We start from the raw sequence: 26,327 nt of genomic DNA on the forward strand, positions 1-26,327 counted from the left end.
GGTGGCCGGCGGGACACATGGTCAATGTCTGCCCACGAACGCCGCCGACGATGTCAAGGGGGGCTATGGTCCTGTTTGTGATTCGCGAAGCACACGTCAACGGGATCAAGCTCGTATATCGCGAGGAAGGCGACCCCACCTCTCCCCCACTCCTTCTGATCCACGGCCGGACCGCCGATCACAACGACTGGAACGGCATCACCCAGCACTTCGCGGCCCGCTACCGCGTGCTCGCCCTCGACCTGCGCGGGCACGGAGCGAGCGACCATCCCGGTTCGTACGAGCTGGCCGAGATGGCGGCGGACGTCGTCGCGCTCCTCGACCACCTGGGCCTCGAGCGGGCCACGGTGATCGGGCACTCGCTGGGCGGCGTGGTGGCCTACCGGATGGCGATGGACCATCCGGAGCGCGTCGAGCGGCTGGTGCTCGAGGACGCGCCGCCGCCGCTGCCGTTCAAGAACCGCCCGCCGATCGTGGAGGACGACTCCGCCGGGTTCGACTGGCGCATGATGCACCAGACCGAGCGGCAGCTGGTCGACCCCGACCCCGCCGTACTGGAGAGGCTCGGGCAGATCACGGTGCCCACACTGGTGCTGTCGGGCGGGAAGCTGAGCCACGTCGGCACGGAGGCGGTGGCGGAACGGATCCCGGGGGCGCGGCTGGTCACGATCGAGGTCGGCCACCTCATCCACGTGAGCGCCCGGGCGCCGTTCCTGGAGGCCGTGGACGCCTTCCTGAACGGCTGAGCCGCCCTGTCTCATCGGGCCGTAACCCCGGTGTCACGTTCCTGGGCCAGGGTAGAGGCGTGGTTGACATGCACGTACACCAGCGCCTCAGCAGGCTGAGGCTGATGACCCCCTCCATCGCCCAGTGCGCCGTCGGCGCCGCGATCGCCTGGCTGGTGGCCAAGGATCTGCTCGGTCACAGCCGCCCGTTCTTCGCGCCCATCGCCGTCGTCGTCTGCATCGGCGTGGGGCTGGGCCAGCGGCTGCGGCGGGTGGTGGAGCTGGTCGCCGGGGTCAGCGTCGGCATCGGCGTCGGCGACCTGCTGGTGTCGTGGATCGGCTCGGGCGCGTGGCAGATCGCACTCGTGGTGGCGATCGCGATGGCCACGGCGGTGCTGCTGGACCGCGGCTCGGTGATCGTCCTGCAGGCGGGCTCCTCGGCCGTGCTCGTCGCGACGCTCCTGCCGCCGAGCGGCGCCGGCGGGTTCGCCAGGATGGTCGACGCGCTGGTCGGCGGCCTCGTGGGGCTCGCGGCGGTGGCCCTGCTGCCCGCCAGCCCGTCCGCGCTCGCCAGGCGGCACGCGAAGGGGATGTTCAGCACACTGGCCGACTCGCTCCGGCAGATCGCCGAGGCCATCGAGCAGCGCGACGTGCGCCTGGCCGGCGAGGCGCTGGAGGAGGCGCGGAGCAGCCAGGCGAAGGTGGAGGAGTTCCTGCAGGCGCTGGAGACGAGCAAGGAGATCGCCACCATCTCGCCGCTGCACCGCCACCGCCGCCCCAGCCTCGAGGGGTACGAGAAAGCGGCCGTGCCGCTCGATCACGCGCTCAGGAACACCAGGGTGCTGGCCAGGCGGGCCATCGTGGCACTCGACGGCGGCAGCCCGCTCCCGCCGTGGCTGCCCGGCGCGCTCCGCGATCTGGCGGACGCCGGTCTCATGCTGCGGGACGAGCTGGCCGCCGAACGCTCGCCGGACCAGGTCACCAAGGCGATCCTGAAGGTGGCCTCCCGCCAGGGATCGGAGCGGTGGGGCTTCTCGGCGGACGTGATGATCGCCCAGCTCCGGTCCATCATCGTGGACCTGCTCCAGGCGACGGGGACCGAGCGCGAGGAGGCGCTGGCGGCCCTGCCGCCGCTCGACGTCCACGAGATGGACGGGTCGCGTGACGGGGAAGAGACGCCAAAAGGCCCTAGATAGGGCGAACGTGACCTCAATGTCATAAAGATCCGCCAAGGTAGAAGGGTGCGAACCAGGCTCAGCGATCATGTGAAGGAACGACTGGGCACGTTCGGCCTCATGGCACCCTCCATCGCGCAGTGCGCGATCGGCGCCGCACTGGCCTGGATCATCGCCATCGAGCTGCTCGGCCACCCACGCCCGCTCTTCGCCCCGATCTCCGTGCTGATCTGCGTGGGGGTCGGGCTCGGACAGCGGCTGCGCAGGGTGGCCGAACTGGTGGTCGGCGTCAGCCTCGGGGTGGGCATCGGCGACCTGCTGGTGTCGTGGATCGGCTCGGGAGCGTGGCAGCTCGCGCTCGTGGTGGCGCTGGCGATGACCGTGGCGGTGCTGCTGAACAGCGGGGCGCTGTTCGTCGCGCAGGCCGGGTCGTCGGCCGTGCTGGTGGCCACCCTGGTGCCCGGCGACGGGGCCGGGGGCCTGGACCGGATGGTCGACGCGCTCACCGGGGGCGTCATCGGGATCCTGGCGGTGGCCCTGCTGCCCGCCAGCCCGTTCACGATCGCGGCCAAACACCTGTCGGGAGTGCTCGACGCGCTCTCCACGGTGCTCGAGCGGGCCGCGGAGGCGATCGAGAAGCGGGACGTGGACCTGGCGGCCGAGGCACTGGAGGAGGCGCGCAGCACGCAGGACGCGGTCCACGAGTACGAGCAGGCCCTGGAGACCGCCAAGGAGATCACGCTGATCTCGCCGCTGCACTGGCACCGCAAGGCCAGCCTGGCACGTTACGAGACCGCGGCCGTGCCGGTGGACCTGGCGATGCGGAACGCGCGGGTCCTGTCCAGGCGCACCCTCGCGGCGCTCGGCGAGGCCAGCCCGCCGCCGCCCGCCCTGGCGGAGGCGCTGCGCGAGGTCTCGGAGGCGGCGCTGCTGCTGCAACTCGAGCTCGGGGCGGGCCGCGAACCGACGCTGGCCCGGCAGGCGCTGCTCGCCGTCGCGGCCCGGGAACGGCCGGAAGGGCTCGGCTTCTCGGCGCACGTGATCATCGCGCAGCTGCGTTCGGTGGTCGTGGACCTGCTGCAGGCGACGGGGATGGAGCACGAGGCCGCCACGGACACGCTGACACCGCTGGACGAGGCGACCAACGAGGGCTCCCGCAGCTGAGGTGCGCGCTTACCCGCTACTTTCCGTTGGTGTTGAACTCGGCGATGGCGGCCCGGGACCAGGCGCGTGCGCTCAGCCTGCCGACCGCGAGGACCGTGGAGGTGCCGGGGATGCGGGTCATGGCCTCGATGGACCCGTACTGCTTGCGTGACGCCTTCGGATCCACCTTCATCCGCGGCAGGCGGGTCGCGGCGCCGTCGGGGGCCAGGCGCCAGGTGTTGCCGAGGCCAGGACCGCTCGAGCCGAGCAGGACGCCGCCGGAGCCGTCCGGGGCGAGTTTCGGGCAGCAGATCGGCGGGGTGGGGACCGGATGGCGGCTCCAGGTGGAGCCGTTCCAGCGCAGCACGATCGGCGGCGGGTCGGCGGGGTCGGGGCCGCCCTCCCCGTGGTTGAACGTGTGCTCGCCCACCGCCCACGCCTCCTTCGCCGACAGGGCCACGACGCCGGTGAGGAAGGCGTCCTCCTCGGGCGGCGCGGGGTCGGGGAAGCGGTAGGCCGGGGTGGGGACCAGGCGCCAGGCGCGGCCGTTCCAGTGCATGGCGGCCGGCTGGGTGAGCGGCCCCGGCGTCGCGCTCGATGCCCGGTGACCGACCGCCCACATGTCGTCCGGCGCGGCGGCGTCCAGGGCGCCGGCCTGGGCGGGGAGCGTGACGGTCCGCCAGCGGGCGCCGTCCCAGTGGCCCGCCCTGCGCTCCTCGGCGATGACCCAGACGTCGTCGGGCGCGAACACCTGCGCGTCGCCCACGTGCCACTGGTACGGCGGCAGCCGCCGCCAGCCCGTGCCGTCCCGGCGGAACACGCGCGTGCCCTGGTCGTCCGACCGGAACAACCACAGGCCGCCCTGACCGGACGCGCCAAGGCGGAGATCCCCGATCACCTCGATGTCGCCGAGCCCGTCGGGCAGCGGGGCCGGTCGCCAGGCGCTGCCGTCGTAGCCGAGCAGGAACGCCTTGCCGTCCCGCACCCCGACCGCCCAGGCCTCGCGGGGGCCGGTGGCGACGACGTCCCAGAACTCGCCGCCGAGCTCCTCGCCGACGTAGACGTAACGCCAGCCGCCGGGCGCCGGGGGCGGGACGGCGGGGCTCTCCCCGGTCGCGGGCGTGGGGGCGGCCTGGGTGGTGGTCGGTACGGCCGGCGGCTGGGGCCCGTGGTCGCGCGCCGGGGCCTGGCAGGCGGCGGCGAGCCCGAGCAGGAGGGCCATCGCGACATGCCGGCGCTTCACCCAGCCAGACATACCACGATTCAACGGGCAGCACTCGTGCGCCTGCTCAGCGCGGGACGAGATGGAAGAACGACCCGTCCATCGGCCCGAGCCCGACACGCGAGATCCCGTCCAGCCTGACCACCGCCTCCTCGGACGGTGCGGCGCCGAGCCCGGCCGCAACCTCGACCAGTCCTGCGGCGATGTCCAGGTCGCCGGGTGCATGGCGCCCTGGGTGGCCGGCACGACCCACTCGCGCCTGCCCTTCAGCGCGCGGTCGAGAGGTGTTTGAGCCGAGTCACCGCCTCGTCGATGACCTCGTCCTTCTTGCAGAAGGCGAACCGGACGAAGTGGCGGCCGCGTTCGGCGTGGTCGTAGAAGACCTGGGTCGGGATGGCCACCACCCCGGCGAGCTCGGGGAGGCGGCGCGTGAGCTCGAGGCCGTCCGAGAAGCCCAGGGGGCGGATGTCCGTCTGGACGAAGTACGTGCCGGAGGGCCGCAGGACGGAGAAGCCGGCGGCCGCCAGGCCCTCCATGAGGCGGTCGCGCTTGTCCTGCAGGCCCGCGCGCAGGGCGGAGACCCACTCCAGCTCGTTACGCAGCCCGTACGCCACCGCCAGCTGCCACGGCGCGCTCGCCGTGAACGTGAGGAACTGCTTGACCGTCTGCACCGCCGTGACCAGGGCGGGAGGGGCGCAGACCCAGCCGGTCTTCCAGCCGGTGACCGAGAACGTCTTGCCCGCGGAGGAGATCATCACCGTGCGCTCGCGCATGCCGGGCAGCGTGGCCAGCGGGATGTGCTCGACCCCGTCGAACGTCAGGTGCTCGTACACCTCGTCCGTCACCGCGACCAGGTCGCGTTCCTGGCAGAGCGTGGCGATGACCTCCAGCTCGGCCCGGGTGAACACGGTCCCCGTGGGGTTGTGCGGCGAGTTGACGAGGATGGCGCGGGTGCGGGGCGTGACCGCGGCGCGCAGCTCGTCCGGGTCGAACGTGAAGCGGCCCTCCACCGGCCGCATCGTCACCGCCACCAGGCGCGCCTGGGCGAGCGCGATCGACGCCGCGTAGGAGTCGTAGTACGGCTCGAAGGCGATCACCTCGTCCCCCGGCTCGCACAGGGCGAGCACGGCCGCCGCGATGGCCTCCGTGGCCCCCACCGTGATCAGGATCTCGCCCGCCGGATCGTAGGAGAGGCCGTAGTGGGCGGCGCGGTGCTCCGAGACGGCCCGGCGCAGCTCCGGCGTGCCCGGCCCCGGCGGGTACTGGTTCGCACCCGAGGTGATCGCCTGGACCGCGCGGTCGAGCATCGCCGCGGGCCCGTCGGTGTCGGGGAAGCCCTGACCGAGGTTGATCGATCCGGTCTCGACGGCGAGCGCGCTCATCTCCGCGAAAATCGTCGTGCCGAAGGCACGCATCCTGGCAACAAGTGGTTCGGTCACGAGGCCACACTATTAGTCTCATCCCATGATCACTCGGGTCATGCTCGCCCTCGCCCTGACCGCTCCCCCTGTCATGGCCCCCAGCGACGTCGGCGCGCCCCCTTGTCCGGTCGCCGTCCCGGCGCGGACGACCTGCGGTTTCCTCGAGGTCCCCGAGCGCAGGGACGCGCCCGGACGGACGATCAAGGTGGGGTACGCGGTCCACACCTCGACCGCCAAGGAGCGCAGACCGGACCCCGTCGTGTACATGAGCGGCGGGCCGGGCTCGGCGTCCATGCAGCTCACCGGGTTCCTGAGCCAGATGTTCCCCGACCGCGACGTGGTGACGGTCGAGCAGCGCGGCAGCAGGTACTCCCAGCCGGTCCTGGGCTGTGCCGAGACGGCCGAGGCGCTGCTCGGGCAGCTCAGGCGGCCGCCCGCCGACGCCGCGGCGGCCGCCGGCCGGTGCCGGGCAAGGCTGCAGGAGCAGGGCATCGACCTGCGGGGATACAACACGAAGGAGATCGCGGCCGACGTAGTCGCGTTACGCCGGAAGCTCGGGTACGAGTCCTGGAACCTGTTCGGCGTCAGCTACTCCACCAGGGTCATGATTGACGTGGCCGCCGCCGACCCCGAGGGGGTGCGCTCGGTGGTGCTGGACTCGTACCTGCCGGAGAGCGTCCCCTGGTACGACGACGCCGCCACGAACCTGGCGGACGCGGCCACCAGGCTCGGCATGAAGGACGCGTTCGACGCCGCGACCGCCCGGCTGAACGCGGCACCCGCCCGGGTGACCACCACCGACCCGATCCTCGGCAGGGCGTTCCAGGCCCGGATCAGCGGCGACGACCTGGCCACGATCATGGCCGAGGCGCTGCACGAGGCGGACGTCGCGGCCATCGCGCCCGCGATGATCGGCGCGCTCGCCGAGGGCCACGACGAGCTGCTGCAGCCGCTGGCCGACGCCGTGGGCGGGGGGCTGGTGTCGCACGAGTTCGGGCTGTATCACGCGGTGCAGTGCCAGGACGAGGTGCCGTTCAACACCTTCGCCGCAAAGCCACGGCTTTTCACCGTAAATGTGGATAAGGCGGTGTGCGATGCCTGGCAGCTCCCCAAGGCCAAGCCCGTCAACGCCACCACCAAGGCCCCGGTGTACGTGGTGGGCGGGCAGTACGACCCCACCACCCCGACCAGAACCAGCAAGCCCGCCGCGGCGGCCCTCCCCGGCGCCCGCTTCGAGGAGTTCCCCAGCGCCTCCCACGCCGTCTTCCTGACCAGCGCCTGCGCCCGGCGCAAGATCCTCGAGTTCGTGACCGACCCGGCCGTGCGCACGGCCTCCCCCTGCCGGGACGGCGACACCGCCGTGCGGCCGGGTGACCTGCACGTGACCGCGGCCCCGTACCAGATCACGAAGACCCCGTGGCTGGCCGCGCCCTTCGCCCTGTTCGCGCTCGTCTCCCTGATCCAGCTGGTCGCGGGCGCGCTCAAGGGCAGGGCGCTGAGCGCCTTCGGCGGGCTGTCCGGCGTGGCGTTCGCCGGGCTGGTCGGCCAGTCCGTCTACGCCCTGGCCGGCCGGAACGAGACCGCGCTCGCCGTCGGCGTGCCCGACACGGTCCTCGCCTGCACCTGGATCGCCGCCGCCTCGGCCGTGCTGACCGCCGCGGCGCTCCTTCGCCACCGCCGGTGGCCGCAGATCGCGGCGGCCGTCATCGGCGCCGGATTCCTCGTATGGTGGTTCACCTGGTTCCTGTGACGCGCATCCGTGAGCTCGACGCCCTACGCGGCTTCGCGGTGGGCGGGATCATGCTGGTCAACACCTGGCAGCACACCGACAAGGGCGCGCGCAACGCGGTCGACTGGACCGTCGACGCCCTGTTCCAGAGCCGGTTCTACCCGATCTTCTCGCTGCTGTTCGGCATCAGCTTCGTGCTGTTCCTGCGCGGCAACAGCCGCTGGGCGCTGCTGAGCAGGCTGTTCTGGCTGTTCTGCCTCGGGATGGCGCAGCACCTGTTCTACGAGGGCGAGGTGCTGACCGACTACGCCGTCTGCGGGGCGGCGGTGCTGCTGCCCGCCTCCTTCCTGTCCGGCGGTCTGCCGGTGCTGCTGCTGGGGCTGGCGGCGATGGTCTGGGGGCTGCAGGTGGGCGCCGGGCCGTACCTGATCCCCGGCCTGTTCCTGGTCGGCATGGGGCTGTGCCGGCTGCGTCCGCCCAGGTGGCTGCTGCTGCCCTCGTTCGCGGTGACGGCGCTGGCCACCGTGCTGCTGACGGCCGCCTGGGCGAGCGTGCGCGGCCAGGCGGGCGGGCACGCGAGCGCGCTGGCCTGGACGCTCTACAGCGTGGCCGCGCTGGCGGGCGCGGCGGCGTACTCGCTGGGGCTGCTGCTCGTCCTGCGGCCCCAGCTGTCGGCACGGCTGCCGGCACGGCTGTCGACACGGCTGTCGGCATGGCTGTCGGCGGTGCTGGAGCCGCTGGGCAGGATGGCGCTGACCAACTACGTCTCGGGCACCGCGGTGATCGTCCTGGCCCTGCCGCTGCTGAACGCCGACCCGACCCGCTGGTCGGTGGTGGCGCTGGCGGTGCTGACGGTGGCCGCGCAGGTGCTGTTCAGCAGGTGGTGGCTGAGCAGGTTCAGGTACGGCCCCCTCGAATGGATCTGGCGCTGCCTGACCTGGTTTCGACCGGTGCCCAACCGGCTAGAGTCGGTCCGTGACCACAATCGCCCTCTGCCAGATCCCGGTCTCACCTGATCCCGCCACCAACCTCATGCGTGCCACAGAGGCGCTCGCCCGGGCCGAGGGGGCCGACTTGGCGATCTTCCCCGAGGCCACGCTCACCCGCTACGGCCGGCGCATCACGGACCTGGCCGAGCCGCTGGACGGCCCGTTCGTGTCGGGGCTGGCCCAGGCCGCCAAGGAGCACGGGCTCTCGGTGATCGCCGGGGTCTTCGAGCCGGGCGAGGGCCGGGTCCACAACACGGCCGTGGCCATCGACGCCCAGGGCGCGGTGCGGGCGGCGTACCGGAAGATCCACCTGTTCGACTCGTTCGGCGCGAAGGAGTCCGACCTGGTCGCGCCCGGCGCGGAGCCGACCGTGGTCGAGCTCGCCGGGCTCAAGGTCGGCATCGTCACCTGCTACGACGTGCGCTTCCCAGAGCTGACGAGGGCACTGGTGGACAAGGGCGCCGAGCTGTTCGCGGTGATCGCCGCCTGGGGCTCGGGGCCGCTCAAGGAGGACCACTGGGTCACCCTGGTCAGGGCCCGGGCGCTGGAGAACACCATGTGGACCGCGGCCGTCGGCCAGGCGCCCAACCCGGCCGAGTCGTCCGACGGCTACGGCGTGGGCCGCAGCATGCTGGTCGATCCGCTGGGCGTGGTCCGCGCCGATCTGGGCACCGCACCGGGCGTCCAGGTCGTACGGGTGGATCACGAATGGACGTCCACCGCCAGAACAACGCTGCCGTGCCTCGAACACCGGGTCCTCTGACGTTCAACCGATCGTAAAGTAGTACCGTGAGCGGAACGCAGATGCAGAAGGTTGTCCCGCCGCGTCTGCTCGTGCCATACCTGTCGGGCAAGCGCACCGTCATCTCGGGTTACGTCTACCGCGTGCAGGACTGCGTCAGGCTGACCACGCCCGAGTCGCTCTATTTCGGGCTCGACCTGTCGTTCGATGGGTCTGAGCTGTTCGCCGAGGTGCCCGAGCTCTACGTCATGCGCTGGTACGCGCGCGACGTCGACACGTACGCGGTGCCGTACGGGCCGCACATGGGTGGCGACTGGAGCGACGCGCCGCCGTTCGCGGGCAACGGGTTCACGACGTCGTCGGATCACGTGGTGCCGCAGTTCCACACCGTCCCGATGCCGATCCCGGCCGGGGCGGAGATCGTGCACGTCACCGCCGACGGCGAACGGCCCTTCGCCGAGTACGACGGCCTGACCTGGCGGCGGGCCTCATGAGTGAGACGATTGCGCCGGTGGCTTCCGGCTTCGTGGCCCGCTTCGGCGATCGCACGCTGCCCGCCGCCCTGGGCCCCGACAGCGACCAGGTGGTGCTGTTCAGCGAGACCGAGCTGGAGGGGTTCGAGCCGGCGTCGGGCTACTGGCGGCGGGTGGTGGCCAGGTCGCAGGTCGAGTGGCTGGTGCTGATCCGCACGGTGGGGGCGTTCGGCGGCGAGCCCTGCATCGTGCTGGACGAGGACGAGGACGGGCTGCACATCGCCTATACGGGCCACAGCGGGATGAAGGCGGAGGCCCTGGGCTACTGGATGGTCGACCACGGCGCCTACGAGGTCGTGGTGCCCCGCGAGGAGGTCTTCTCGATCCGCGTCGAACGGATTCCGGTCCCGTAGTCAACCGGCCGCCGTTCCGGGTGTCTCTATGGCGTGACCGAAACAGCGACCATGGCGCAGCCGTCGTTCGCCGACCTGTTCGCGGCCCAGTACCAGTCCCTGGTACGCCTGGCCGGGCTGCTCGGCGCGGACGACCCCGAGGACATCGCCCAGGAGGCGTTCGCCCGGCTGCACACCAGGCGCCTGCGCGACGACGGGGCCGCCCTGTCCTACCTGCGCGCGACCGTCTGCAACCTCACCCGTAACCGCCTGCGGCATCTCAGGCTCGTACGACTGCGCCGCCCCGACCCGCCCGAACCGGCCCGCAGCAGCGAACACGCGGTCATCCTCTCCGAGGAGCACCGCGAACTGCTGGCCGCCGTGGACCGCCTGCCGCGCCGCCAGCGGGAGGCCCTCGTCCTGCGTTACTGGCTGGACCTGTCGGAACGCGAGATCGCCGAGGCCATGGGCGTGTCGCCCGGCTCGGTGAAGACCCACGCGAGCAGAGGGCTGGCGGCCCTGGGCAGGGCGCTGAAGGAGGAGGACGCGTGAACGACCTGGAAGAGCACCTGCGATCCGCGCTCGACGCCCGCGCCCGGACCTTCGAGGCCAGTCCGCACGCCTGGGCCCGCGTCATGGAGCGCACCCCGCGCCGTCCCCGGGCACGGTGGCTGCTGGCCGCGCTGCCGGCGGCGCTGCTGGCCGCGTTCGTTCCCGTCCTGCTCAACGGGGGCCTGGGCAGGAACACCGCGACCGATCCCGACGAGGTCTACCGGCAGCTCATGCGCGACAGGACGCCCGCCGGCGAGCAGGTGACGGTGGACGACCCGGCCGAGGGCAGGCCGCTGCGGCTCTGGTTCGCCAAGGGCGGCATGGGCCAGCCCGAGCTGTGCTACATCACCGAACGTGCGGACGCGAATCCGTACGGGTCCTGCGGCGGGATGCTGAGCGCGAGCATCTCGCGGGGAGGCTGGTTCGAGGGCAGCACGGCGAAGGACGGCGCGGCCAGGGCCATGGACTACGGCGTGGCCCGCCAGGACGTCACGGCCGTCGGCGCGGTGACCAAGAGCGGCGCGAAGATCCCGGCCACGCTGCTGCGCCCTGAGGGTGCGCCGTTCCAGATCTGGACGGTCACGTACGCCGCCCAGGACCCCGTCTCCAAGGTGGTGTTCAGCAAGCCGGGCCGCGCGGACTACGAGATGCCGCGCTCGGCCCTGACCCACGGGCGGCTCGACGCCGATCAGCAGGAAGGCAAGGCCGTCGAGCTGGAAGGCGGCATCACCGTCGCGCCCTACAAGACCAAGACCGGCCGGCAGCTGGTCTGGCTGCGCCAGGGAGAGACCATCTCCAGGACGAGCTTGGAGCCCAAGTATCTGTTCCAGAACGGGCCGGTGACCTATTCCGGCACGGACGACCTGTTCGCGGGCGTCGCGAGAAAGGACGTCGCCAAGCTGCGGATGGTGGTCTCCGGGCAGAGCGAGGTCACCGTGGACACCAGACCCGACCCGTGGAACCTCGGCCTCAGGCTGTTCACCATCAGCACGCGAAAGAGCGCGGACACGGCTTACACCCTGGTCGCTTACGACGCGGCGGGGAAGGAGATCTGGCGCACGGAAGGGACACCGCGAGCCGATGAGCCGAATTACGGGGATAAGGTCGGCGGCACGATCGTCCTTCCCGGCACGGAGGACTTCGGCTACGGCCCTGTCCGCTTCTGGTTCGTCAGGTCGAAGGGCGAGCCGGCCGGACAGTTCATGCTCTGCCACTCCGGCGGGGTCAACTACGACGGGCGCAGGGGCGGCGGCTGCGGCAGCGCCTCCTTCAACGACCCGAACAGCTTCAGCCACAGTTCCGTGGACAGTTTCCGGCCCGAACCGGGGGCGACCGTCTCCTACGGCACGGCCCCGCCCGACTGGGAGTCGGTCGACGCGGTGCTCAGGGACGGGCGGCGCATTCACGGCGGCTTCGTGTCCGCCCCCGGCGCCCCCGCCCGGGTCTGGTACGTCAAGTACCCGTACGGCACCGACGTCGCCGCCCACGTCGTCAAGGTCAAGGGCAGGCAGCTGGAAAGCGTCTACCTCACCTCGCACGACTGCTGGGAGGCCAAGGCTCCGCAAGGGCGCGGCCACCCCCTGACCAGGGGCATCACCGCCGCGCTCGTCATGGACAACTGCGTCCGGTTCTGGAAGGGGGCCAAGGAGCTGCCCGGCGCGTACGAGCCCATCCCCGGCGGGAAGCTGAGCTCCATGCTCGCGCCGGAGCGGCCGCTGCAGTGGGGCCAGGAGAAGACCGACTGGTACGGCTTCACGCTCCCCGGCACGGCCAAGGTCACCGTCACGCTGAAGGGCGGCGGCACCGCCACCGCCGAGACCGTCCCGGACCCGTGGGGGCAGGGCGTGATGCTGTTCAGCGGGGCCGTCCCCGAGAAGGCGGGCAGGCCTGGGATCACCTGGCCGGGCATGCGGTTCACCGGGTACGACGCCGGCGGCCGCGTGGTGTGGACCTACCGGCCGGGGCCGTCCCCCTTCTGAGCGCCGAGGTTGCGGAAGCGGACCTGGCGGGCCGCGAAACGGTCCGCCGGGCCCGCCTCCAGCAGCCGCGCGGTCTCGTACTCCAGCGCCCGCCCCACCCGCTCGCAGAACTGCCTCGGCTCGTAGGCGGCATCGGGCAGCTCCGGGACGACCCGGTCCACGATGCCGTCCTGCCGCAGGTCGGTGGCGCGGATGCGCTGGGCCTGGGCGATTTCGGGCGCGAAGTCCACCGAGCGGTAGAGGATGGCCGAGGCGCCCTCCGGCGGCAGCGGCGACAGCCAGGCGTGCTGCGCGCAGAGCACCCGGTCGGCGGGCAGCAGCGCCAGGGCCGCGCCGCCGGCGCCCTCACCGAGCAGCAGGCACACGGTGGGCGCGTCGAGCATGACCAGCTCCGCCAGGCAGCGGGCGATCTCGGCGGCCAGCCCGCCCTCCTCGGCCGCCTTCGACAGGTCGGCGCCGGCCGTGTCGATCACCGTGATGAGCGGCAGGCCCAGCTCGGCCGCCAGCCGCATGCCGCGCCTGGCCACCCTGAGCCCGGCCGGGCCGAGCGGCGAGTTGGCCCGCTGGACCCGCCGGTCCTGGCCGAGCACCACCGCCGGCACCGTGCCGAACCTGGCCAGCGCCAGCAGCAGCCCCGGCTCGTTCTCGCCCTCCCCGCTGCCGCTGAGCGGGGTCACGTCGGTGGCGGCGAGCTTGAGCAGCGCGCGCACGCCGGGCCGGTCGTCGCGGCGGGAGCGGGTGATCGCCTCCCATGCCTCGACGGGCCGCAGATCCTCCTCCGGAGGGTTCCCGGCCACGACGCCCGACCTGTCGTCGGCGAGCACGCCGAGCGCCTTGATCGCGATCTGCCGCGCCTCCTCGGCCGGCACCACCGCGTCGAGCAGCCCCTTGCGGTGCAGGTTCTCGGCGACCTGCACGCCCTCCGGGAACGGGTAGCCGTGCAGCGACTCGAACACCCGCGGCCCCAGGAACCCGATCAGCGCGCCCGGCTCGGCCAGCGTGACGTGCCCGAGCGAGCCCCACGACGCGAACACCCCGCCCGTCGTCGGATGCCGCAGGTAGACCAGGTAGGGCAGGCCCTCGGCCCGGTGCGCCTGGATCGCGGCGGCGATCTTCACCATCTGGACGAACGCGAGCGCGCCCTCCTGCATGCGGGTGCCGCCCGACGCAGGCGCGGCCAGCAGCGGCAGCCGCTCGCGGGTGGCCCGCTCGATCGCCGCCGTGAGCCGCTCGGCCGCCGCCACCCCGATCGAGCCCGCCATGAACGAGAACTCGCAGGCCGCGATGGCCACCCTGCGGCCGCCGAGCAGCCCTTCGCCGGTGATGACCGCCTCGTCGTAGCCGGACTTGGCGCGGGCCGCGGCCAGCTCGTCGGCATAGGAGGAGCCGGGTTGCGCCGGGTCGGCGGGCGGCGCGTCCCACGATTTCCACGACCCCCGGTCGAGGATCGTTTCGATCAGTGTGCGCGCGTCCGGACGGCTCACTATCGCTCCCTAGATGTCAGCCAACGTTGCAATGTTGACGCATGAAAGCGCCGTCCGGTGCCGCCGAATGCGGATCATCGTTCGCGCTCTTCCAGCCGGGCGAGCACCGCGTCGCCGTCCTGGCCGAGCGCGGGGGGCGCGGGGGGCGCGGCGTGCGGCCCGGACAGGCCGGGCACGACGATGTCGCCGAGGGGTCCGAGCACAGTCAACCTCCCGCTCGCGTTCGGGGCGAAAGAACATTCTCTCAGTTGCGGGTACCCGATGGCCTACCCTGGGTCCGGTGAATCACCTGGCCGAGCGCATCATGAGCCGGCGCCCTTCGTGCGGCCCCGTGCGGCTGGTGGCGGTGGACGGGCCGGCGGGGGCGGGCAAGACGACGTTCGCCCTCCGGCTGGGGGCGGCGCTGGGCTGCCAGGTGATCCACAGCGACGACTTCCCGGTGCCGTGGGAGGAGGGCCCCGGCGGCTGGTTCCACGCGCTGGAGTCGCAGGTGCTCGACCCGCTGCGGGACGGCCTGCCGGGAGGTTTTCGCAGGTACGACTGGGTGCTTGGCGAATACGCCGAGCACGTTCCCGTCCCGGTCGCGCCGGCTCTGGTCATCGAGGGCGTCGGCACGGCCCGCGCCTCCATCGCCCGTTCGCTGGCGTTCACCGTCTGGCTGGAGGCTCCTCGGGAGCTGCGGTTCGCCCGGGTCATGGAGCGGGACGGGGCCGGGCTGGAGCCGCGGTGGCGGGAGTGGTTCGCGGCGGAGGAGGAGTGGTTCGCCGATGACCGGACCCGGGAGCGGGCCGACGTGGTCGTCTCCACCGCCTAGAGGTGCGCGACGTCGTTGAAGCGGACGAGCCCGGAGCGGTCCCAGACGGACACGGAGCCGTTCAGCACCGGCGCGTGGTCCAGCACGGCGGCCAGCTCCGCGTCGGTGCCGCCCGCGATGACGTGGCGCAGCCCCAGCACCACCGAGTCGTGGGCGACGATCAGCACTCGCCGCCCCGCCGCGTGCTCGCGCAGGTCGGCGAGGAGCTCGCGGAGCCTGGCCACGACATCGGCCAGGGACTCGCCGCCCGGCGGCCGGAAGGCGTAGGGCCCCTCGGCCTCCCGCCGCGCCAGCTCCTCGGGGAACCTCTCCCTGATCGCCGCCAGGTTGTAGTGCGCGAACGCCCCCGCCTCCTGGTCCCTGAGCCGCTCGTCCACGGTCACCGGGAGCGGCCCGGCGCCCCACGCCTCCAGGGCCACCCGCCACGTGTCGAGCGCCCGCAGGTACGGCGAGCACCACACCACCTCGGGGCTCTCGGCCGCGGGCATGCCCGCCAGTAACCGCCCGAGCGCCGCGGCCTGCCGCCTGCCCAGCTCCGTCAGCGTGACCTCGTGGTCGCCCGGCTCGTAGAACAGCGGCCGGTCACCGGCCTGCTGGTGGGCGAGGTTCGCCGAACTCTGTCCGTGTCGCACCGCGATGATACGCTCCGGGGCCATTCCGCCATCTTGTCACGGTCCTGCGACTCGGCACCCTCCCGCGGGGAGAACCAGGCGGAGAGCACCTTCGCGAGAGCCTCGGCGACGTCCGCGGCGGCCTCCGGGGCGGCCATCAGCATCGCCCGCCGGACCCACACGACGGTCCTGGCGGCCTCCTCGGCGGCCGGGCAGGGCTCGGCGCGGGCCCCTCGGCGGTGACGGCGGCCCTGCACGCCAGGGCCGGCAGCCCGGATCTTCTACAGCTCTGCTGACTGGTCGGCGTACCGGATACAGATTTCGGAGATTTCGGCTCGCGCGTACGCGGCACGGCGGTGCTCCAGAGCCGCGTCGTACAGCTGACGGTGATCCTCCAGGCACGCGCGGCCGCGGGGCCGTCCGATCGGCCATCGCCGGTCGTTGACGCGCCCCCGGTCACGAGCGGCCCGGCCGGAGCGTCGTAGGGTTGATCGCATGGCTGAAGTCGCAGTGCTGGGCGCCGGGCTCATGGGTGCGCCCATGGCCCGCAACCTGGCCAGATCCGGTAACAACGTCAGGGTATGGAACCGCTCGGAGGAAAAGGCCCGGCCGTTGGCGGCCGACGGCGCGACCGTGGCGGGCTCGCCCGCCGAGGCGGTCGAGGGCGCCGACGTGGTGATCACGATGCTGCTCGACGGCGACGCCGTACGCGCCGCGATGACCGCCGCTGCTCCCGGCCTGCGGGAGGGGCAGGTGTGGGCGCAGATGAGCACGGTGGGCCTGGAAGCGATCGGGCCGCTGGCCGCGCTGGCCGCTGAGCACGGGCTGACGTTCGTGGACGCTCCCGTCCAGGGCACCAGACAGCCGGCCGAACAGGGCAAACTGGTCATCCTGGCCGCCGGGCCGCAGGACGCCAGGCAGGCACTCGATCCGCTCTTCGACGTGCTCGGCCAGCGTACGCTCTGGCTCGGCGACGACGGCGCTGACGGCGCCGCGACCAAGCTCAAGATGGCCGCGGTCAGCTACGGCATCTCGATGACGGCCGCCGTCGCCGAGGCGCTGGCGCTGGCCACGGGGCTCGGCCTGGACCCCGACCTGGTGCGCCAGGTCGTGACCGGCGGGCCGATGGACAACGTGTACTTCCAGACGAAGTCCAAGGCCATCCTGGAGGGCGAGTTCGAGCCCAGCTTCACCGTCAGCAACGCGAAGAAGGACACCCGCCTGATCGCCCAGGCGGGCGAGTCGGCCGGCGTCCGGCTCGACGTGATCCGGGCGGCGGGCGAGCGGATGCGCCGCGCCGAGGCGCAGGGCCACGGCGACGAGGACATGGCCGCCAACTACTACGCCAGCTTCACCGAGAACTAGCGACCACCCCGGCCCGCTCCTCCTCCGGCAGGGGCGGGCCGTACGGGTCGAAGGCGTGGGAGCCGGGCACGCGGCCCTCGGCGGCAGCGAGTCCGACAGCAGAGCGGTCTTGCGCCCCGTCACGCCGGGGTACGCCCCCAGCTCGGCCGCGACGCCCGCCTACTCCGCCGGATCGGACGCATCCACGTCCGCGAAGACAGGAACGGCGTTCTGCGCCAAGATGGGGCCACGGTCCCGAAGTCCGTGATCGGTGTCGTGATGATCTCGTCCGCTGGGTCCGGCGCCGCCGCGACGACCGACAGATGGAGGGCCGTGGTGCCGGAGCTGCAGGCGACCGCGTGGCGGGTGCCGTACACGCGGGCGATCTCGCGCTCCAGCGCCCGCGCCTCGGTCTCCCTGACGGAATTGAGCATGCCGGAGCGGATCACCCACTCGGCGGCGGCCACCTCTTCGTCGCCGAGCGTGCGGCCGTCCGCCTCTGCCATGGACGGGAACTCCGCGGGGGCACCTCACACATCACAGTTTCGGTCCCGACCGAAATGAGCGAGAGGGAGGCGTGGGTGGGAATCGTCATCGGGGTCGTCGGACCGCATGACCTGGTCGACGACGTCGCTGCCGTCTGCGAGGAGCAGCCCGGCGTCAGCACGCTGCGCCTCGACTACGACCACGAGTCGCAGGCGCCCGCGATCGTCGAGGCGCACGCCTCCGCCGTCGAGGGGTGGCTGTTCACCGGCATAGTGCCCTACATGCTCTCCCGCGACGCCGAGGCGCTCACCCGTCCGGCCGCGTTCGTCGACTACTCCGGCGCGACGCTGCTCAGCGCCCTGGTACGCCTGCAGCACGAGGGCCAGGACGTCACCCGGCTGTCGATCGACACGCTGTCGGCCGCCGACGTCAACGCCACGTTCGCCGAGGCCGGACTGCCCACCGCCGAGCTGCGCACGCTCCCGTACCGGCCGGAGATGACCTCCAAGAAGGCCGTCGCCTTCCACCGCAAGGGCCCCGCGCACGCGGTGATCACCTGCCTGAGCTCCGTGCACGAGGCCCTCCGCGACGAGCTGCACGTGCTGCGCCTGGTCCCGTCGGTCCATTCGGTACGGGTGGCGCTGCGCCAGCTCATGCTGACCGCCGAGGGGCAGGCGCAGGAGGACGCCCAGATCGCGCTCGGGCTGATCGAGGTGGCCAACGAGGAGGGCCTGCTGCGCGAGGCCACGGCGCTCGGCGGCACCCTGGCCGCGGTCCGCGGCGGCACGCACCTGCTGGTGACCACCCGCGGCCCGCTCCACGACGCCACGGGCGGCTTCACGGGACTGCCGATGCTGGGACGGCTCGCCGCCCAGAACGACGCGGTACGGGTCGGTTTCGGCCTGGGGCGCAGCGCGGCGGAGGCCGAGAGCCTGGCCCGCCGCGCCCTGGCCAGGGCCCGCCGGATCGGCGAGGTGGCCGCGGTGCTGTCGCTGCGGGCGGACACGGACATCGTCCTGGAGTCGGTCACCTCGGCCCCGGCCGGCGCGCAGAACCTCTCGGTCATCGCCCGGCGCGTCGGCCTGTCGGTGTCCACCCTGGAGAAGCTCCTGGAGGCGCGGGCGGCGGCCGGGGAGGAGCCGCTGACGACCCGCGAGATCGCCGACCGCCTGGGCGTCCAGCAGCGCACGGCCCGGCGCATGCTCCACCGGCTGGAGCTGGCGGGCCTGGCCGAACGCACGGGCTACCTCACCAGCGGCTCCAGCGGCCGCCCCCTGACCCTCTACCGCCTCACCCTCTGACCCTCCGGCCCACTGGGGTCCGGCTCCCACACCACCAGCTCGGCGTGGCGGGTCAGGGTGCGGGCGTCGGTGTACGGATGGCTGGTGGCCAGCCCAGCGAGGACGATACGCACGGTCCGGACTCCTTCTACAGCTCGTCCACCTCGGCGAACGCCCGTCCGCCCGAGAGCTTCGCGTACCCCGGCCCCCGGTCGAAGAAGCGGTCGGCCGGCGGGCGCAGGCGGGCGCGGAGCTCGGCGGTGGCCTGCTCGTCGATGCGGTCCCCGTCGAGGACCACGCCGTAGTCGCCCAGCGCGCCCGCGATCGACACCTTGCCGTCCCGCACATCGGCCGCCACCGCCCGGGGGTCCCGGTCGTAGGGGGAGCCCCAGCCTCCGCCTCCGGTCGTACGGATCCGGATCAGCTCACCGGCCTGCACCGGATGGTCGTCGACCAGGCCCTCCATCTCCTTGCCCGCGATCTCCACCCGGAAGGGCCGCCCCGCGAGGCCGCCGTTGACGCCCCAGCACGACAGGATCGAGCGGTCGGCGATGGACATGTACGAGGCGTCCCTCAGCATCCTGATGTGCTTGTCGTAGCCGAGCCCGCCCCTGAACATCCCCGGCCCGCCGGAGTCACAGGCCAGCGCCAGCCGCTCCACCCGGAACGGCCAGCGCGCCTCGGCGAACTCCACCGGGATGTTGCGCGAGTCGGGCACGACGTGGATGGTGTCCTCGCCGTCGGCGTACCAGCGCCCGCCGGAGCCGCCGCCCAGGACCTCGCGCATCAGGTACGGCTGGTCGCCCGCGTCCGTGCCGTACACGCCGGTGTAGCGGATGGTCTCCTGGTCGGCCGGCATGCGCCCGCCCGTGGCCTTGGCCAGCACGCCGGCGAGCACGCCGAGCAGGCGCAGGATGACGAACGTGCGGGCGTTCGTGGGGGCCGGGAAGACCGGGGTGAGCAGGGTGCCCTTCTCCGGGAAGATCATCTTGATGAGGGGCACGACGCCCTCGTTGACGTCCAGCTCGGCCATGCGCTCCGGCGTGTCGGCCAGGTTGCGCAGCACCGGGGCCAGCCACTTCTTCAGGAAGACGCCGTCGGCGTAGTCGCCCGCGTGGTTGATCGGCCCCTTGGCCTGCGGCGACGTGCCGGTGAAGTCGATGGTGAGCGGGGATTCCGCCGCGTGGTCGACCGTGAGGGTGATGCGCTGGGCGTGCAGGCGGGGCTCGTCCACGCCGTCGTGCTCGGCGTAGTCCTCCCACACGTACGTGCCCTCGGGGATCTTGGCCAGCAGCTCCCTGCGGAACGTCTCGGTGGTGCTGGAGATGATCGCGTCGAAGCACTCCTCGACGGCCTGCCTGCCGTACCGGTCGAACAGCTCGCCCAGCCGCCGCGCCCCCATCAGGCAGGCCGAGCACTCGGCGTCGAGGTCGCCCGCGAGCGAGTCGGGCATGCGGGAGTTGCGCGTCATGATGCGCAGCGCCGCCTCGTTCGGCACGCCCTGGTCCCACAGCTTGATCGGCGGCACCATCAGGCCCTCCTCGAACACCGACCTGGCGTGCGAGGGCATGGAGCCCGGCACGGACCCGCCGATGTCGTCGTGGTGGCCGAACGCCTGCACGAACGCGACCACGGAGCCCCCGTGGAAGACGGGCACGGTCACGCACAGGTCCGGCAGGTGGCCGATGCCGCCCTCGGAGAGGTAGACGTCGTTGTGGAAGTAGACGTCGCCGCGCCGCATCGTCTCGATCGGGAAGTCGCGCACGACCGGCTGGACGAGCGCGCTGTAGGAGCGGCCGGTGAGCTTGCGCAGGCGCACGTCGTGGATGCCCGCGCGGAAGTCGTGCGCGTCGCGGATCATCGGCGAGCGGGCGGTACGCGCGATGGCCGTCTCCACCTCTTTCTCGACGGACGCCAGCGTGCCCTCGACGATCTCCACCAAGATGGGATCAGCCACGCCTTACCTCCACATTTCCGTACTCGTCCACCTTGGCGGTGAAGCCGGGGTGGATGGGGAGCGTCGAGCCGTACTCCTCGATCACGGCCGGGCCCCTGACCACGGCGCCGGGGCCGAGCGCGGAGCGCTGGTGGATCGGGGTGTCGCGGGTCTCGTCGAAATGCACCGGACGTACCGAGGTGGCGCCCGTGCCGGCCTGCTCCAGGCGCCGGATGGTCGGGCGGGTGATGGGGCCGATGCCGGAGACGCGCAGGTTCACCCATTCGACGCCGTGGCGGGGATCCTCCCGGTACGCGTACCCGTACAGCTTCTCGTGGGCCTCGTGGAAGCGGTCGACCACCTCGGCCTGCCAGTCGTCGTCGATCTCGCCCGCCGGGGCCGGCACGCTGACCTCGTAGGCCTGGCCGTAATACCGCAGGTCGGCGCTGCGCAGGTAGACCGGGTCGTCGAAGCCCTCCCGGTCGAGGGCCTCGCCCGCCTGGTGCTCCAGGTCGTGGAAGATCTCGACCGCCTTGCCGAGCGAGAGGTCGCGGGTGACGTACGTGCGGACGTAGTCGTTCTTGACGTCCACGGTGAGCAGCCCGAACGCCGAGACGTTGCCGGGGTCGCGCGGGATGACGACGGCCGGCAGGCCGAGGATGTCGATCAGCCGGCACGCCAGCAGCGGCCCGGAGCCGCCGAACGTCACCAGGGGGAAGTCCCGCACGTCGAGCCCGCGCCTGACGGTGAGCTGCCTGATCGCGTTGCTCTGGTTGAACGCGCTGATCTCCAGGATGCCGGTCGCCGTGCGCTCGGGGGTCAGGCCGAGCTTGTCCGCCAGCGCCTCGATCGCCCCGCGCGCGGCGTCGGCGTCCAGCGGGATCTCGCCGCCGAGCAGGTGGGGCGGGATCCGGCCGAGGAACACGTGCGCGTCCGTGACCGTCACCTCCGTGCCGCCCCTGCCGTAGCAGATGGGCCCCGGGTCGGCGCCCGCGGACCTGGGGCCGACCTTGAGCGTGCCCTCGGGCGAGATCCACGCGATCGAGCCGCCGCCCGCGCCGACGGTGATGATGTCGATCATCGGGATCTTGCAGGGATAGCGGCCGACGGAGCCCTCGGTGGTGACGGAGGGCTCGCCGTCGATCACCACGGCCACGTCGGTCGAGGTGCCGCCGCCGTCCAGCGTGATCACCGAATCGTGCCCCGCCGTGGAGGCGATGAGCGCTGCGCCGAGCGCACCCGCCGCCGGGCCCGACAGGACGGTGGTGATCGGCTGGTTGACGACCTCGCGGGCGGACAGGATGCCGCCGTTGGACTTCATGACCGAGAACGGCTTGCCGAGGCGGTTGGACAGGTTGGCGATGTAGCCGCGCATGGCGGGCTTGACGGCGGCGTCCACGAGGGTGGTGACCGAGCGCTCGTACTCGCGGTATTCGCGCAGCACGTCGCTCGACAGCGAGATCACCGCCTCCGGGTGCTCGCGCCAGAGCACCTCGCGCATGCGGCGCTCGTGCTCGGGATTGGCGTAGGAGTGCAGGAAGCAGACCCCGATCGCGGTGACGCCCCTGGCCCTGAACCAGCGGGCCACCTCGACGGCCTGCTCCTCCGCGAACGGCCACACCTCCTCGCCCCGGTGGTCGAGCCGCCCGCCGACGGTCTTGACCAGGTGCACGGGGACGATGCGGGGCGGTTTGACCCAGAAGTAGGAGTTGCCGTAGCCGTCGGGAACGCTCTGCCTGGCGATCTCCAGGACGAACTCGAACCCCTCGGTCGTGATGAACCCGAGGTTGGAGATCCGGTCTTCGAGGAGCTGGTTCGTCGCCACAGTGGTGCCGTGCACGATCGAGCCGATGTCGAGCGCGCCGAGCTTCGCGATGCCCGCGACGAACCCGTCCGCCGGGTTGGCGGGCGTCGAAGGGGTCTTGGTGCTGAGGATCTCGCCGGTCTCCTCGTCCACCGCCACCACGTCGGTGAACGTTCCCCCGGTGTCGACTCCGATACGGACGTTACGCATGGCTCCTCGGTTGGCCGGTGACCACTGTTCCTCCTGCGAACTCCAGAGGAGAAATGTCCCACGAGGTCATGGAACAAGCCAAGCCACTAAGCTGGCCCCCCGTGACCGAACTGTCTGCGTTGTCTGCCGTGCCCTCTGGCGCCAGGGATGCCGTGCTCAAGTTTTATTTCGGCCCCATGGACTGCGGAAAGTCCACGCTGGCGCTCCAGATGAACTACAACCACGGACGTCAGGGCAGGCGCGGCCTCGTGCTGACCAAGCACGACCGCTCCGGCGGCCCGAAGGTCACCAGCCGGATCGGGCTCGGTCTCGAGGCGATCGAGGTGGAGGACTCGCTCGACCTCGTGCGGCTGGTCACCTCCCGCGACCGCATCGATTATCTCATCTGCGACGAGGCCTGCTTCTACACCGTCCAGCAGATCGAGCAGCTCGCCGACCTGGTGGACGAGCACGGCGTGGACGTCTACGCGTTCGGGCTGGCCTCGGACTTCAGGTCGGTGATGTTCCCGGCGGCGCAGCGGCTGTTCGAGCTGGCGGACGAGGTGTGCCGGCTGCAGGTCGAGGTGCTGTGCTGGTGCGGGCGTCCCGGGCAGCTCAACGCCAGGGTGGTGGGCGGGGTGATGGCACGCACGGGCGAGCAGGTCGTGATCGGCGACACCGACGCCTCGCACGTGCGTTACCAGGTGCTCTGCCGCCGCCACCACCGCTCCGGCCTGCTCGGCGAGGGCACGGACCAGGCGGCCCAACAGATCCCTGAGGCTTAGCCGAGGCGGCACATCAGATCCCAGAGGCTTAGCCGAGATGGCCCAACAGATCCCAGAGGCTTAGCCGAGGCGGCACATCAGATCCCAGAGGCTTAGCCGAGATGGCCCAACAGATCCCAGAGGCTTAGCCGAGGCGGCCCAGAAGATCCCTGCAGCCTAGACGAGACGCTCCAGCAGCTGCCTGAACAGCCGCGCGTCCTCGCCCGGCAGGGCGGCGAGGAACACCTCCTCGGCCGCCTCCACGGCGCGCGTGGCCCCCTCGAGGACCTCGCGCCCCTGCTCGGTCAGCTCGACCATGTTCTTGCGCCGGTCACCCGGATGCGGCCGGCGCCCGACCAGCTTCTTCCGCTCCAGCCCGTCCAGCAGCGCGACCATCGTCGTCCTGTCGATGCCCAGCCGCTGCGCGGCCTCCAGCTGGGAGAGCGGCTCCGGCGTGCGGAGCACCGACAGCACCGCGAGCTCGCGCCCGTCGATCCCGTACGGCTCCAGCGCCGGGCCCGTCAGCTCCCCCAGGCGCAGGTTGGCGTGCTTGAGCAGGTAACCGAGGCGGCGAGATCGCGACACGTCACGATTCTCACACGGCGCAGTACCCGTCGTCGTCGCAGCTGTCGGCCGGGGCCGCCAGCTGGGTGATCGGCGTCTGGCCGGTGCGCTCCGCCACCTCGTCGATCGCCGCCGCGAAGGTCTCCTCAGGCTGGGCGCCCGACACCGCGTACTTGCCCTCGAACAGGAAGAGCGGCACCCCGCTGATCCCGAGCGCCCGCGCTCGGCCGAGCTGCTCGCGCACCTGCTCGGCGCCCTCGCCGCGGTCCTCGACCCCGACCTCGGCCGCGAGCTTGGCCAGGACGTCCGCGTCGGCCACGTTCAGCCCTTCGCTGAAGTACGCGCGGAACAGCCGCTCGGTCATCTCCTTGCCGCGCCCCTGCCGCTGGGCGACCTCGATCAGCCGGTGCGCCTCGAACGTGCTGGCGCTGACGGCGCGGTCCTGGTCCATCTCCAGCCCCTCGCCGGCGGCGACCTCGGTGACCCGCTCGACCATCTGGCGCGCGTTCGGCCCGAACTTCCGCTCCAGCGCGGGGATCAGCGGCTCACCCTCCACGGAGGCGTCGGGATTGAGCTCGTACGGGCGCATCGTCACATCGATCGTGCCGCCCTTGGCGCGGAACTGTTCGGCGGCCTTGAGGAACCTGGCGTGCCCGATGTAGCACCAAGGGCACACGACGTCGGAGAAAATCTCAACCTTCACGCCTATGCGCAACCGCTTGGCGGCTCCGCTGATTCCTATCCCGCGGCCAGCTCCTCCAGCCGGTACGGAAGGTAGGCCGAGTCGTCCACCAGCGCCGACGCGCCGCGCCACCACCCGAACCACTCCCCGCTGCGCCACATCCAGTCCACGCGCTCGATGGCGGCCACCACGTCGCCGACCGTCTCCCACCGCTCGCCGAGCTGCTCGCGGGTGGCGCCGTGCCGCAACGCCCAGGCACGCAGGACTCCCACGGCGGCGGCGGGCACCTCCCGGGTGTACGGGTCGGGGTCCTCGCCGGGCAGCCGGTGCGGCCCGAGCCCGGCCGCCACTCCCCAGCTCCACTGGGCCTCGGCGGGCCGGGAGTAGCGCAGGGAGTGGAAGTCGAGGTTGGACCCCAGCTCGTCGTCGGGCCGCCGGGTGACGACCGCGTCGAGCCGCCCGCCGGCGTCGAAGTGGACGACCAGCCGCTGCCCCGGCTTCACGCCCGCCGGCAGCTCGAACCGGTCCTCGGCCTGCCACGAGTTGAGGTCGACCTCGGCGACCGGCCGGCCCCACATCTGGTCGGCGGCGTCGTCGGAGATCCAGGCGGCCAGCATCTCGAGCGCGGTCAGATCGGTCCACGGCTCGATCGCGACCGCCGTGCGCACCACCTCGTCCGGGGCAGGCAACTTGCCGCCCCTCGGCCGGCTCCACCACTCCTCACCCAGCTCGCGGGTGCCGACGAGCAGCGCCGCGATGGCGGCCAGCTCGGCCGACCGCCGGGTGAGCGAGGCGCCCAGGGCCAGCTCGAGACCGCGAGCGGTCCGCTCCTCCCCGAGCACCGGGCGCACGTCCGCGATCAGGGTCTCGGCTGTGGGGCGCTCGTCGCCCAGCAGGTTGCGTACGATTCGCCTGGCTTCGGTCCGTGCGTCTTCCGCGTGTTCCTGCCGCATACAGCCACGCTACGCCTGGAGATCCTTTTCCGCGAGAGCTCCCGGCCCCGACCCCGTTGCAACGGCACACGCACGTGACCGTGCCACCTGCCGCACAGCGGACGGCCTGCGGGTCAGGGGCGCGCGCGTCGAGAGGCGCGTCCGAGCAGCCAGCCCACCGCGACCCCCGTGAGCGCGATGCCCGCCCCCATCCCGAACGACGCCAGCATCACCCACGGCCGCGTCTCCGTGTGCCGCTTGGCGGGCCGCTCGTAAACCACACCTCCCGCCCGGCTCACCGCACCCGCTCGATCCGCCATATCCGCCTGGGGCGCCACCGGCGCACCAACCTCCGCCACGTCCGCCTGGGCGGCAACCGGCGCGCCAGCCTCCGCCACCCCAGCCGGGACGCCCGCACCCGGACCCGCACCCGCGCCCACGCAGGTAGCCGCCGCACGCAGGTGATCCTCGACCGCCGAGAAGAACTCCCCCGCCGTCCTCCTGGCCACCGACCCGAGCATGCGCTGCCCGACCCCGCCGATCATCCCGCCGATCACCGCGTCGGCGTCGTAGTCCACCCGGGTCCCGTCCTCGACCTCGCTCAGCCGTACCAGCACGGTGGCGTCCACCGTCCCCGGCGCGCCCTGCCCCCGCGCCTTGAGTGTGAAGCTCTCGGGCGCCAGCGGATCGGCCAGCGCCACCTCCCCCTGGTAGACGCCCTTGATGGACGCCACCCCCGCGTTGACCGTCATCCGGTACGTGTCAGGCCCCGTCTCCTCCAGGCGCTCGCACCCCGGAATGGTGCGCACCAGCACCGCGGGATCCTGGAGCGCCGCCCACACCCGGTCTCTCTGCACGCCGATCACGGCACTACCCGCCACCTTCATGCGGCCAC

28 protein-coding genes are annotated in these 26,327 nt (G+C 72.2%); 14 read left to right on the forward strand and 14 right to left on the reverse strand.

The window, feature by feature from the left end:
• The first annotated feature begins 77 nt into the window (after nt 1–77).
• From AB0H84_RS07615 to AB0H84_RS07625, 3 genes are all read left to right on the forward strand, one after another.
• A complete protein-coding gene (locus AB0H84_RS07615) occupies nt 78–746 on the forward strand; it encodes an alpha/beta hydrolase (RefSeq protein ID WP_357599733.1) in 669 nt (222 codons plus the stop codon).
• 104 nt (nt 747–850) lie between these two features.
• Nucleotides 851–1,921, forward strand: coding sequence for an FUSC family protein (locus AB0H84_RS07620; RefSeq protein WP_357599735.1), 1,071 nt, complete (start codon nt 851–853; stop codon nt 1,919–1,921).
• 45 nt (nt 1,922–1,966) lie between these two features.
• The gene (locus AB0H84_RS07625; RefSeq protein ID WP_357599738.1) at nt 1,967–3,064 is read left to right on the forward strand and encodes an FUSC family protein; all 1,098 of its coding nucleotides are present in this window, start codon (nt 1,967–1,969) and stop codon (nt 3,062–3,064) included.
• Nucleotides 3,065–3,080: 16 nt separating this feature from the next.
• Here the strand turns inward: AB0H84_RS07625 and AB0H84_RS07630 are convergent, their stop codons facing one another.
• The 3 genes from AB0H84_RS07630 to AB0H84_RS07640 are packed head-to-tail and all read right to left on the reverse strand — an operon-like array spanning nt 3,081 to nt 5,704.
• Nucleotides 3,081–4,298 carry a hypothetical protein gene (locus AB0H84_RS07630; RefSeq protein WP_357599741.1) on the reverse strand — a complete coding sequence of 406 codons (1,218 nt, stop codon included), beginning with the start codon at nt 4,296–4,298 and terminating at the stop codon, nt 3,081–3,083.
• 34 nt (nt 4,299–4,332) lie between these two features.
• A complete protein-coding gene (locus tag AB0H84_RS07635; protein ID WP_357599744.1) occupies nt 4,333–4,518 on the reverse strand; it encodes a hypothetical protein in 186 nt (61 codons plus the stop codon).
• A gap of 13 nt (nt 4,519–4,531) precedes the next feature.
• Complete coding sequence (locus AB0H84_RS07640; RefSeq protein WP_357599747.1) at nt 4,532–5,704, reverse strand: pyridoxal phosphate-dependent aminotransferase; 1,173 nt, start codon at nt 5,702–5,704, stop codon at nt 4,532–4,534.
• Nucleotides 5,705–5,729: 25 nt separating this feature from the next.
• Between AB0H84_RS07640 and AB0H84_RS07645 the strand changes: the two genes are divergently transcribed.
• From AB0H84_RS07645 to AB0H84_RS07675, 7 genes are read left to right on the forward strand one after another with little or no spacing between them, the layout of a single operon-like run.
• Entirely contained in the window at nt 5,730–7,436 is a 1,707-nt protein-coding gene (locus tag AB0H84_RS07645) for an alpha/beta hydrolase (RefSeq protein WP_357599750.1), read from the forward strand.
• A complete protein-coding gene (locus AB0H84_RS07650; RefSeq protein ID WP_357599752.1) occupies nt 7,433–8,431 on the forward strand; it encodes a DUF418 domain-containing protein in 999 nt (332 codons plus the stop codon). Before AB0H84_RS07645 ends, AB0H84_RS07650 begins: the two co-directional genes overlap by 4 nt.
• Nucleotides 8,391–9,167 (forward strand): carbon-nitrogen hydrolase family protein, encoded by a 777-nt coding sequence (locus AB0H84_RS07655; protein WP_357599755.1) that lies wholly within the window; start codon nt 8,391–8,393, stop codon nt 9,165–9,167. The genes AB0H84_RS07650 and AB0H84_RS07655 overlap by 41 nt, the downstream gene beginning before the upstream one ends.
• 26 nt (nt 9,168–9,193) lie before the next feature.
• On the forward strand, nt 9,194–9,640 hold the full coding sequence (locus AB0H84_RS07660) for a hypothetical protein (RefSeq protein WP_357599758.1): 447 nt from the start codon (nt 9,194–9,196) through the stop codon (nt 9,638–9,640).
• Nucleotides 9,637–10,032 (forward strand): hypothetical protein, encoded by a 396-nt coding sequence (locus AB0H84_RS07665; protein WP_357599761.1) that lies wholly within the window; start codon nt 9,637–9,639, stop codon nt 10,030–10,032. The genes AB0H84_RS07660 and AB0H84_RS07665 overlap by 4 nt, the downstream gene beginning before the upstream one ends.
• Before the next feature lie 33 nt (nt 10,033–10,065).
• Nucleotides 10,066–10,563, forward strand: coding sequence for a sigma-70 family RNA polymerase sigma factor (locus AB0H84_RS07670; protein WP_357599764.1), 498 nt, complete (start codon nt 10,066–10,068; stop codon nt 10,561–10,563).
• Nucleotides 10,560–12,542 carry a hypothetical protein gene (locus AB0H84_RS07675; protein WP_357599767.1) on the forward strand — a complete coding sequence of 661 codons (1,983 nt, stop codon included), beginning with the start codon at nt 10,560–10,562 and terminating at the stop codon, nt 12,540–12,542. The genes AB0H84_RS07670 and AB0H84_RS07675 overlap by 4 nt, the downstream gene beginning before the upstream one ends.
• Here the strand turns inward: AB0H84_RS07675 and AB0H84_RS07680 are convergent.
• Together AB0H84_RS07680 and AB0H84_RS07685 are read right to left on the reverse strand one after the other, a co-directional pair.
• On the reverse strand, nt 12,515–14,026 hold the full coding sequence (locus AB0H84_RS07680) for a carboxyl transferase domain-containing protein (protein ID WP_357599770.1): 1,512 nt from the start codon (nt 14,024–14,026) through the stop codon (nt 12,515–12,517). The genes AB0H84_RS07675 and AB0H84_RS07680 overlap by 28 nt on opposite strands.
• A gap of 74 nt (nt 14,027–14,100) precedes the next feature.
• Complete coding sequence (locus AB0H84_RS07685; RefSeq protein WP_357599773.1) at nt 14,101–14,229, reverse strand: hypothetical protein; 129 nt, start codon at nt 14,227–14,229, stop codon at nt 14,101–14,103.
• Nucleotides 14,230–14,306: 77 nt separating this feature from the next.
• Here AB0H84_RS07685 and AB0H84_RS07690 point away from each other — a divergent pair, with 77 nt between their 5' ends.
• On the forward strand, nt 14,307–14,840 hold the full coding sequence (locus AB0H84_RS07690; protein ID WP_357599775.1) for a hypothetical protein: 534 nt from the start codon (nt 14,307–14,309) through the stop codon (nt 14,838–14,840).
• Here AB0H84_RS07690 and AB0H84_RS07695 read toward each other — a convergent pair.
• On the reverse strand, nt 14,837–15,496 hold the full coding sequence (locus tag AB0H84_RS07695) for a histidine phosphatase family protein (protein WP_357599778.1): 660 nt from the start codon (nt 15,494–15,496) through the stop codon (nt 14,837–14,839). The two genes, AB0H84_RS07690 and AB0H84_RS07695, sit on opposite strands and share 4 nt — an antisense overlap.
• 450 nt (nt 15,497–15,946) lie before the next feature.
• Between AB0H84_RS07695 and AB0H84_RS07700 the strand changes: the two genes are divergently transcribed.
• Nucleotides 15,947–16,816, forward strand: a complete 870-nt coding sequence (locus tag AB0H84_RS07700; protein WP_357599780.1) for an NAD(P)-dependent oxidoreductase — start codon at nt 15,947–15,949, stop codon at nt 16,814–16,816.
• 119 nt (nt 16,817–16,935) lie between these two features.
• Here AB0H84_RS07700 and AB0H84_RS07705 read toward each other — a convergent pair whose 3' ends face one another.
• Nucleotides 16,936–17,301: a DegT/DnrJ/EryC1/StrS family aminotransferase gene (locus AB0H84_RS07705; RefSeq protein WP_357599782.1), complete on the reverse strand. Its 366-nt coding sequence runs from the start codon at nt 17,299–17,301 to the stop codon at nt 16,936–16,938.
• 75 nt (nt 17,302–17,376) lie between these two features.
• Here AB0H84_RS07705 and AB0H84_RS07710 point away from each other — a divergent pair, with 75 nt between their 5' ends.
• Entirely contained in the window at nt 17,377–18,582 is a 1,206-nt protein-coding gene (locus tag AB0H84_RS07710) for a hypothetical protein (protein ID WP_357599785.1), read from the forward strand.
• Here the strand turns inward: AB0H84_RS07710 and AB0H84_RS07715 are convergent.
• Genes AB0H84_RS07715 through AB0H84_RS07725 form a run of 3 tightly spaced genes read right to left on the reverse strand, consistent with a single transcriptional unit; the run spans nt 18,564 to nt 22,511 of the window.
• Nucleotides 18,564–18,695 carry a hypothetical protein gene (locus AB0H84_RS07715; RefSeq protein WP_357599788.1) on the reverse strand — a complete coding sequence of 44 codons (132 nt, stop codon included), beginning with the start codon at nt 18,693–18,695 and terminating at the stop codon, nt 18,564–18,566. The two genes, AB0H84_RS07710 and AB0H84_RS07715, sit on opposite strands and share 19 nt — an antisense overlap.
• A 14-nt stretch (nt 18,696–18,709) precedes the next feature.
• A complete protein-coding gene (locus AB0H84_RS07720; RefSeq protein ID WP_357599791.1) occupies nt 18,710–20,518 on the reverse strand; it encodes a hydantoinase B/oxoprolinase family protein in 1,809 nt (602 codons plus the stop codon).
• Nucleotides 20,511–22,511, reverse strand: coding sequence for a hydantoinase/oxoprolinase family protein (locus AB0H84_RS07725; RefSeq protein WP_357599793.1), 2,001 nt, complete (start codon nt 22,509–22,511; stop codon nt 20,511–20,513). The genes AB0H84_RS07720 and AB0H84_RS07725 overlap by 8 nt, the downstream gene beginning before the upstream one ends.
• Before the next feature lie 152 nt (nt 22,512–22,663).
• Here AB0H84_RS07725 and AB0H84_RS07730 point away from each other — a divergent pair, with 152 nt between their 5' ends.
• Nucleotides 22,664–23,275, forward strand: a complete 612-nt coding sequence (locus AB0H84_RS07730) for a thymidine kinase (protein ID WP_357599795.1) — start codon at nt 22,664–22,666, stop codon at nt 23,273–23,275.
• A 156-nt stretch (nt 23,276–23,431) separates the two neighbouring features.
• On the opposite strand, the gene AB0H84_RS07735 is transcribed toward AB0H84_RS07730, so the two are convergent.
• The 4 genes from AB0H84_RS07735 to AB0H84_RS07750 all read right to left on the reverse strand — a co-directional run bounded on the left by AB0H84_RS07735 (nt 23,432) and on the right by AB0H84_RS07750 (nt 26,319).
• The gene (locus AB0H84_RS07735) at nt 23,432–23,839 is read right to left on the reverse strand and encodes a MarR family transcriptional regulator (protein WP_357599797.1); all 408 of its coding nucleotides are present in this window, start codon (nt 23,837–23,839) and stop codon (nt 23,432–23,434) included.
• Nucleotides 23,840–23,849: 10 nt separating this feature from the next.
• The gene (locus AB0H84_RS07740) at nt 23,850–24,521 is read right to left on the reverse strand and encodes a DsbA family oxidoreductase (RefSeq protein WP_357599800.1); all 672 of its coding nucleotides are present in this window, start codon (nt 24,519–24,521) and stop codon (nt 23,850–23,852) included.
• A 35-nt stretch (nt 24,522–24,556) separates the two neighbouring features.
• Nucleotides 24,557–25,453: a hypothetical protein gene (locus AB0H84_RS07745; RefSeq protein ID WP_357599802.1), complete on the reverse strand. Its 897-nt coding sequence runs from the start codon at nt 25,451–25,453 to the stop codon at nt 24,557–24,559.
• A 113-nt stretch (nt 25,454–25,566) separates the two neighbouring features.
• Nucleotides 25,567–26,319: a carbon monoxide dehydrogenase subunit G gene (locus AB0H84_RS07750; RefSeq protein WP_357599804.1), complete on the reverse strand. Its 753-nt coding sequence runs from the start codon at nt 26,317–26,319 to the stop codon at nt 25,567–25,569.
• Nucleotides 26,320–26,327: the final 8 nt, after the last annotated feature.

The organism is Nonomuraea sp. NPDC050786 (assembly GCF_040654115.1).
In the GTDB taxonomy this organism is placed as follows: domain Bacteria; phylum Actinomycetota; class Actinomycetes; order Streptosporangiales; family Streptosporangiaceae; genus Nonomuraea.

Bases quoted from the DNA above. Each gene is read 5' to 3' on its own strand.
- AB0H84_RS07620 (WP_357599735.1), top strand. From the start codon at position 851: ATGACCCCCTCCATCGCCCAGTGCGCCGTCGGCGCCGCGATCGCCTGG.
- AB0H84_RS07630 (WP_357599741.1), bottom strand. From the start codon at position 4,298: ATGTCTGGCTGGGTGAAGCGCCGGCATGTCGCGATGGCCCTCCTGCTC.
- AB0H84_RS07645 (WP_357599750.1), top strand. From the start codon at position 5,730: ATGATCACTCGGGTCATGCTCGCCCTCGCCCTGACCGCTCCCCCTGTC.
- AB0H84_RS07665 (WP_357599761.1), top strand. From the start codon at position 9,637: ATGAGTGAGACGATTGCGCCGGTGGCTTCCGGCTTCGTGGCCCGCTTC.
- AB0H84_RS07695 (WP_357599778.1), bottom strand. From the start codon at position 15,496: ATGGCCCCGGAGCGTATCATCGCGGTGCGACACGGACAGAGTTCGGCG.
- AB0H84_RS07700 (WP_357599780.1), top strand. From the start codon at position 15,947: ATGGCTGAAGTCGCAGTGCTGGGCGCCGGGCTCATGGGTGCGCCCATG.
- AB0H84_RS07705 (WP_357599782.1), bottom strand. From the start codon at position 17,301: ATGGCAGAGGCGGACGGCCGCACGCTCGGCGACGAAGAGGTGGCCGCC.
- AB0H84_RS07725 (WP_357599793.1), bottom strand. From the start codon at position 22,511: ATGCGTAACGTCCGTATCGGAGTCGACACCGGGGGAACGTTCACCGAC.
- AB0H84_RS07745 (WP_357599802.1), bottom strand. From the start codon at position 25,453: ATGCGGCAGGAACACGCGGAAGACGCACGGACCGAAGCCAGGCGAATC.
- AB0H84_RS07750 (WP_357599804.1), bottom strand. From the start codon at position 26,319: ATGAAGGTGGCGGGTAGTGCCGTGATCGGCGTGCAGAGAGACCGGGTG.